Source organism: Oscillibacter sp. CU971, from assembly GCF_905219725.1.
In the GTDB taxonomy this organism is placed as follows: Bacteria; Bacillota; Clostridia; order Oscillospirales; family Oscillospiraceae; genus Oscillibacter.
On the sequence record NZ_CAJMXG010000471.1, the window covers coordinates 1 to 1,437 of the forward strand.

At 56.7% G+C, this 1,437-nt stretch carries 1 protein-coding gene; it reads left to right on the forward strand.

Annotated elements, in window-relative coordinates; genetic code table 11:
* Nucleotides 1-81 precede the first annotated feature (81 nt).
* On the forward strand, nt 82-1,437 hold a 1,356-nt coding region (locus JX325_RS16675), incomplete at its 3' end, for a class I SAM-dependent DNA methyltransferase (protein WP_204792148.1).

Genomic DNA, 1,437 nt, shown 5'->3' on the forward strand with positions numbered 1-1,437 from the left:
AGGTAGCAATACATTCGGTTGCTTTTTGTCGCTTTTGACTGTATAATGGAAACACCAAATCATACCAGAGGAGAAAATGGGATGGCTGAGACGAATACAACCAACAGCGGCTTTGAAAAACAGATATGGGACGCGGCCTGTGTCCTGCGGGGCAATCTGGACGCATCGGAATATAAGTCTGTCGTACTTGGCCTGATTTTCTTAAAATACATCTCCGACCGTTTCGAGGCGAAATACAACGAGCTGGTAGCCGAGGGCGACGGCTTTGAGGAGGACATCGACGAGTATACGTCAGAGAACATCTTCTTCGTACCCGAATCCGCCCGATGGAAGGTCATTGCCGCCGCCGCCCACACCCCGGAGATCGGAAAGGTAATCGATGACGCCATGCGCGCCATTGAGAAGGAAAACAAGAAGCTGAAGGACATTCTGCCCAAAAACTTTGCTCGCCCGGAATTGGACAAGCGGCGGCTGGGGGATGTGGTCGATCTGTTTACCAACCTCCAGATGGTAGAGCACGGCAGCAGCAAGGATATTCTGGGGAACGCCTACCAGTACTGCCTGCGGAAATTCGCCGAGCAGGAGGGCAAGCTGGCCGGGGAGTTCTTCACGCCGGAGTGTGTGGTCAAGACGTTAGTAGAAGTGCTCCAGCCCTTCAATGGGCGGGTCTATGACCCCTGCTGCGGTAGCGGCGGTATGTTTGTCCAGTCGGCTCGGTTTATCGAGAACCATAGCGGGAACATCAACCGCATTTCAGTTTATGGTCAGGACTCCAACCCCACCACCTGGAAGCTGGCACAGATGAATCTAGCCATCCGGGGCATTGACGCTGACCTGGGGAAGTTCAGCGCCGACACCTTCTTTGACGACTGTCACCCACAGCTCAAGGCCGACTTTGTGATGGCGAATCCGCCCTTCAACCTCTCCAACTGGGGTGCGGACAAGCTGCGGGAGGACGTGCGGTGGCAGTACGGGATGCCGCCTACCGGGAACGCCAACTTCGCATGGCTCCAGCACATGATCTGGCACCTGGCCCCCGGCGGGCGCATCGGCATGGTGCTGGCTAACGGCTCCCTGTCCTCTCAGTCCGGGGGCGAGGGGGACATCCGCCGGAATATGATAGAGGCCGATCTGGTGGACTGCATCGTAGCCATGCCGCCTCAGCTGTTCTATACCACACAGATTCCCGTCTCCCTCTGGTTCCTGGCGAAAAATAAGAAGCAGAAGGGGAAAACGCTGTTTATCGACGCACGGAAAACGGGGACGATGGTCAGCCGGAAGCTGCGGGAGCTGACGGACGGGGACATCCGGGAGATCGCGGATACCTACAACGCTTTCGCGGCGGGGACGCTGGAGGAGGTCAAGGGGTTCTGCGCGGCGGTGGATTTGCAGGAGATCGCGAAACAGGACTATATCCTCACTCCCTGTCTCTTATAC